The sequence below is a fragment of the Pseudomonas sp. K5002 genome (genome assembly GCF_013386655.1).
In the GTDB taxonomy this organism is placed as follows: domain Bacteria; phylum Pseudomonadota; class Gammaproteobacteria; order Pseudomonadales; family Pseudomonadaceae; genus Aquipseudomonas.
Genome location: NZ_JACARK010000109.1, coordinates 1 through 5,962, shown reverse-complemented (window position 1 = coordinate 5,962; position 5,962 = coordinate 1). Strand labels below are relative to the sequence as shown.

5 protein-coding genes are annotated in these 5,962 nt (G+C 61.0%); 3 read left to right on the top strand and 2 right to left on the bottom strand.

The annotated features are described in order from the left end of the window. The coding region (locus tag HX846_RS06835; RefSeq protein WP_256739786.1) for a glutamate--tRNA ligase at positions 1-397 on the bottom strand (397 nt) is incomplete at its 3' end. 196 nt (positions 398-593) lie between these two features. Between HX846_RS06835 and HX846_RS06830 the strand changes: the two genes are divergently transcribed. Next, the gene (locus tag HX846_RS06830) at positions 594-1,640 is read left to right on the top strand and encodes an HlyD family secretion protein (RefSeq protein WP_102368518.1); all 1,047 of its coding nucleotides are present in this window, start codon (positions 594-596) and stop codon (positions 1,638-1,640) included. Further along, positions 1,630-3,180: an MDR family MFS transporter gene (locus HX846_RS06825; protein WP_008438772.1), complete on the top strand. Its 1,551-nt coding sequence runs from the start codon at positions 1,630-1,632 to the stop codon at positions 3,178-3,180. Before HX846_RS06830 ends, HX846_RS06825 begins: the two co-directional genes overlap by 11 nt. 126 nt (positions 3,181-3,306) lie before the next feature. On the opposite strand, the gene uvrB is transcribed toward HX846_RS06825, so the two are convergent. Beyond that, positions 3,307-5,322, bottom strand: coding sequence for an excinuclease ABC subunit UvrB (uvrB, locus tag HX846_RS06820; protein ID WP_003214470.1), 2,016 nt, complete (start codon positions 5,320-5,322; stop codon positions 3,307-3,309). Positions 5,323-5,665: 343 nt separating this feature from the next. On the opposite strand from uvrB, the gene HX846_RS06815 reads away from it, so the two are divergent. Next, positions 5,666-5,962: aminotransferase class I/II-fold pyridoxal phosphate-dependent enzyme (locus tag HX846_RS06815; protein WP_178965172.1), on the top strand; the 297-nt coding region annotated here is incomplete at its 3' end.

Genomic DNA, 5,962 nt, shown 5'->3' with positions numbered 1-5,962 from the left:
GGCCGTCATAGCGCGGGGTTTCGCCACGGGCCTGCTGCTCGGCGCGCATCTGGTCCAGCTCTTCGGCGGTGCAGAAGCACGGGAAGGCATGGCCCATGTCGACCAGTTGCTGGGTGTACTGCTTGTAGATGTCGCTGCGCTCGCTCTGGCGATACGGGCCGTGGGGGCCGCCGACGTCCGGGCCTTCAGCCCAGGTAATGCCCAACCAGCGCAGGGCATCGAAAATCTGCTGTTCCGACTCGCGCGTGGAGCGCAGTTGATCGGTGTCTTCGATCCGCAGGATGAATTCACCGCCATGCTGCTTGGCAAAGCAGTAGTTGAACAAGGCGATGTAAGCAGTACCTACGTGGGGATCCCCAGTAGGCGATGGCGCGATGCGCGTGCGGACGGTGGTCATGGCGGGTCTCGAATTGGCGATAAAACTGAAAATGAAACAAGGGGCGAATGGTAACAGCCCCAAGCCCTTGGGCTCCAGCGTGGGGAGGCGAACAAAGGGCATATGAGACAAGCTCCGGTCTCAAGTCTCGACATGGCTATTTGCCAGACCGTTCGCTGGCTATATTCCATTACCTTTTGTCGACGACATCATCGCCATGCCTGCCCCGCTCAAACGCCGCCTGTTTATCTTCCTGTTTATCGTGGTCCTGATCGCCGCGGGCTTTTTCGCCCAGTGGTTCTTCAAGGGCCGTTTTTATGAAAGCACCGACAACGCCTACGTCCAGGGCGAGATCACCCGGGTCTCCAGCCAACTGGGTGCGCGCATCGTCGAGGTGCTGGTGGGCGACAACGAGCACGTGGAAAAAGGCCAACTGCTGGTCAAGCTCGAAGGCGACGACTTCCACCTCGCCGTCGACCGCGCCAACGCCGCCCTGGCCATGCGCGAAGCCGAGCGTGTGCAGGCCCAGAGCAAACTGACCCAGCAAGCCAGCCTGATCGCCGCCGGTGCAGCCAAGGTCTCGTCCAGCCAGGCCACCCTCGGCCGCTCGCAGATCGACCTGAACCGCGCACAAACCCTGCGCAAACCCGGCTATGTCTCCGAAGAACGGGTCACCACCCTCGACGCCGACAACCACATCGCCCGCTCCCAGGTGACCATGGCCCAGGCCGACCTGCAGGGCCAGCGCCAGCAGGTCAACGCCCTGAACGCCGAGATCAAGCGCCTCGACGCGATGATCGCCAACGCCAGGACTGACCTGGCCCAGGCCGAACTGAACCTGACCCGCAGCGAAATCCACGCGCCCATCAGCGGCCTGATCGGCCAGCGTGCCGCACGCAACGGTCAATACGTACAGGCCGGCGCCTACCTGCTGTCGATCGTCCCGGACCAGGACATCTGGGTGCAGGCCAACTTCAAGGAAACCCAGATCGGCCATATGCAGCCTGGGCAAAAAGCCGAGCTGACATTCGACGCCTACAGCGATACTCCAATCGAAGGCCGCGTGGCCAACCTGTTCGGCGCTTCCGGCGCGCAATTCAGCCTGCTGCCGCCGGACAATGCCACGGGCAACTTCACCAAAGTCGTACAACGGATTCCGGTCAAACTGACCTTCGCCACCGACAACCCGCTGCAGGGCAAAATCCGCCCGGGCATGTCGGTGACGGTCAAAGTGAACATCCAAGACCCGCACGATGGCCGGTGATCAACTGCTGCCGCCGGTAGGCGAACCGAGCCGGCGCGACTGGATCGCGGTCATGAGCGTGATGCTCGGCGCCTTCATGGCAGTGCTCGACATCCAGATCACCAACTCGTCCCTCAAGGACATCCAGGGCGCGCTGTCGGCCACCCTGGAAGAAGGTTCGTGGATTTCCACCTCCTACCTTGTGGCCGAAATCATCATGATCCCCCTCACCGCCTGGCTGGTGCAGCTGCTGTCGGCGCGTCGGCTGGCGGTGTGGGTCTCGGGCGGGTTCCTGATCGCCTCGCTGATGTGCTCCATGGCCTGGAGCCTGGAAAGCATGATCGTATTCCGCGCGCTGCAGGGCTTTACCGGCGGCGCGCTGATCCCCCTGGCGTTCACCCTCACGCTGATCAAGCTGCCCGAACATCACCGCGCCAAAGGCATGGCCATGTTCGCCATGACCGCCACCTTCGCCCCGTCCATCGGCCCGACCATTGGCGGCTGGCTCACGGAAAACTGGGGTTGGGAATACATCTTCTACATCAACATCCCACCGGGCCTGATCATGATCGCCGGGCTGCTGTACGGCCTGGAGAAAAAGGACTCCAACTGGGACCTGCTCAAAAGCACCGACTATCTTGGCATTGTCACCATGGCCGTGGGCCTTGGGTGTTTGCAGGTGTTTCTGGAAGAAGGCCATCGCAAGGATTGGCTGGAATCCAGCCTGATTGTCAGCCTGGGCACCGTCGCCCTGTTGAGCTTGATCACCTTTGTGATCGTGCAGATGTCCAAGCCCAACCCGCTGATCAACCTGCGCATCCTCGGCAATCGCAATTTCGGGCTATCGAGTATTTCGAGCCTGGGGATGGGCGTGGGGTTGTATGGCTCGATTTATCTGCTGCCGCTGTACCTGGCGCAGATCCAGAACTACAACGCCCTGCAAATCGGCGAAGTGATCATGTGGATGGGGGTTCCGCAGCTGTTTTTGATTCCGCTGGTGCCCAAGCTGATGAAGTACGTGTCGCCCAAATGGCTGTGCACCCTGGGGTTCGGGCTGTTCGGGTTGGCGAGTTTTTCATCGGGGGTGCTGAACCCGGACTTTGCCGGCGACCAGTTCAACCGCATCCAGATCATCCGTGCGTTGGGGCAGCCGTTGATCATGGTGACAATTTCGTTGATTGCCACGGCATACATCATGCAGAAGGACGCGGGGTCGGCGTCGAGCCTGTTCAATATTTTGCGAAACCTGGGCGGGGCGATCGGGATTGCGTTGCTGGCGACGCTGCTGGATGCGCGCACCAAGACCTACTTTGATTACCTGCGTGAGGCGATTGTGCCGACCAATCCGCAGGTGGCAGAGCGCATGGCCAGGCTGACGGAGACGTTTGGCAGTGAGACGGCGGCGTTGGGCAAGTTGAGTGAGATAGCGCATCAGCAGGCGCAGATCATGGCCTATAACGATGCGTTCCATTTTGTAGGGTTGGCGTTGGGGATCAGCATGGTGGCGATCTTGTTGACCAAGGCGTTGCCGGCGGGGCTCAAGGCTGGGGAAGCCCACTGAAATAACCTGTGGCGAGGGAGCTTGTAGTGGCGAGGGAGCTTGCTCCCGCTGGAGTGCGGAGCACTCCCAGAATTTTGGGGCCGCTTCGCAGCCCAGCGGGAGCAAGCTCCCTCGCCACAACGATCATCACACAGCCAGCAACCGCTCCCGCAACTTGCCAATCTCATCGCGCATCTGCGCCGCTGCTTCAAACTCCAGATCCCGCGCCAACTGGTACATCTTCTCTTCCAGCTGGCGAATACGCTTGGTGATCTCGCTCGGCGAACGCAATTCCGCTTCGTACTTGGCATTCTCCTCCGCAGCCTTGGCCATACCCTTGCGCTTCTTGCTGCGCGAACCCGGCACCGTTGCGCCTTCCATGATGTCGGCCACGTCCTTGAACACACCCTTCGGCGTGATGCCATGCTCCAGGTTGTAGGCAATCTGTTTGTCGCGACGACGCTCGGTCTCGCCAATCGCCCGTTCCATGGAACCGGTAATCCGGTCCGCATACAGAATCGCCCGGCCATTCAGGTTGCGCGCCGCCCGGCCAATGGTCTGGATCAACGAACGCTCAGACCGCAGGAAGCCTTCCTTGTCCGCATCCAGAATCGCCACCAGGGACACTTCCGGCATATCCAGGCCTTCACGCAGCAGGTTGATCCCCACCAGTACATCGAACGCCCCCAGGCGCAGGTCGCGGATGATTTCCACGCGCTCCACGGTGTCGATGTCCGAGTGCAAATAGCGCACGCGCACGCCGTGGTCGGCCAGGTAATCGGTCAAGTCTTCGGACATGCGCTTGGTCAGCGTGGTGACCAGCACCCGCTCCTCCAGGGCCACGCGCTTGGTGATCTCCGAGAGCAAGTCATCCACCTGGGTCAGCGCCGGGCGGATTTCGATTTGCGGGTCCACCAGGCCGGTCGGGCGCACCAGTTGCTCAACTACCCGCCCGGCATGTTCGGCCTCGTAGTTACCCGGCGTGGCCGAGACAAAAATCGTCTGCGGGCTGATGCCTTCGAACTCGTCAAAACGCATCGGCCGGTTATCCAGCGCCGATGGCAGGCGGAAGCCGTATTCCACCAGGGTCTCTTTACGGGAACGGTCACCTTTGTACATCGCGCCCACCTGCGGCACGCTGACGTGGGACTCGTCGATCACCAGCAAGGCATCGTCCGGCAGGTAATCGAACAAGGTAGGTGGCGCCTGCCCGGACTCGCGGCCCGAGAGGTAGCGCGAGTAGTTTTCGATGCCGTTGCAGTAGCCCAGCTCGAGGATCATCTCCAGGTCGAAGCGGGTGCGCTGTTCCAGGCGCTGGGCTTCCACCAGCTTGTTGTTGGAACGCAGGTATTCCAGGCGCTCCACCAGCTCAGCCTTGATGCCCTCGATGGCGCCCATCAGCGTTTCGCGCGGGGTCACGTAGTGGCTTTTAGGGTAGAAGGTGAAGCGCGGCAGCTTGCGGATCACTTCGCCGGTCAACGGGTCGAAGGCCGACAGGCTCTCGACTTCATCGTCGAACAGCTCGATGCGGATCGCTTCCAGGTCGGATTCCGCCGGGTAGATGTCGATCACATCGCCGCGCACGCGGAAGCTCGCTCGGGCGAAGTCTATGTCGTTGCGGGTGTATTGCAGGCTCGTCAGGCGCCGCAACAGTTCGCGCTGGTCGAGTTTGTCGCCGCGGTCGACGTGCAGCACCATCTTCAAATAGGTTTCCGGGCTGCCCAGGCCGTAGATGCACGACACCGTGGTGACGATGATCGCGTCCTTGCGTTCCAGCAGCGCCTTGGTCGCCGAGAGCCGCATCTGCTCGATGTGGTCGTTGATCGAGGCGTCTTTCTCGATAAAGGTGTCGGACGACGGCACGTAGGCTTCCGGCTGGTAGTAGTCGTAGTAGGAAACGAAGTACTCCACCGCGTTGTTCGGGAAGAACGCCTTGAACTCGCCATACAACTGCGCGGCCAGGGTCTTGTTCGGCGCCAGCACCAGGGTCGGGCGGTTCACCTGGGCGATCACGTTGGCGATGCTGAAAGTCTTGCCGGAGCCGGTCACCCCGAGCAAGGTCTGGTGCGCGAGGCCGGCCTCAATGCCTTCGACCATCAGGCGGATGGCTTCCGGTTGATCGCCGGCAGGCTCGAAGCGGGTGACTAGCTGGAAATCCGACATAACGTACCTCTTGAGTCACCCCGGGGCCGGAAAAAGCAACGGGGACGAAAAAGACCGCGACCCGCGACTGTTCGGCGCAGGTTGCAGGAAAAAACCATGATAGCTGTAGAAGTGGAGGCGAATGTGACGGGTTTCAAGGCAATCGTCCTACATGCCGTTGGTCACCCATGTTGCAATAAGACTAACGGTCGGTAAATAAACCGAAAAACTTGGCCGAAAAGCCGTTTCGGCTGTCGCCGTGAGCAGTGATGGCCTCTATACTAGCTCCCCGTTTGTGCACCGCTCTAGTGCATTCGGCTGGAGCGCGACACGTCCCTCCACTCTCTATAGAGCTGCCGCAAAAATGAGCCTGTTCTCCGCTGTCGAAATGGCACCACGCGATCCAATCCTGGGCCTCAACGAAGCATTCAACGCCGATACCCGAACCACCAAGGTGAACCTTGGCGTGGGCGTTTACTGCAACGAGGAGGGGAAGATTCCACTCTTGCGTGCCGTTGCCGAAGCGGAAGCCATTCGCGTGGCGCAACACGCCGCCCGTGGCTACTTGCCGATCGACGGTATTGTCGCCTACGACCAGGCCGTGCAAAAGCTGCTGTTCGGCGCGCAATCGCCGCTGATCAGCTCCGGCCGCGTCATCACC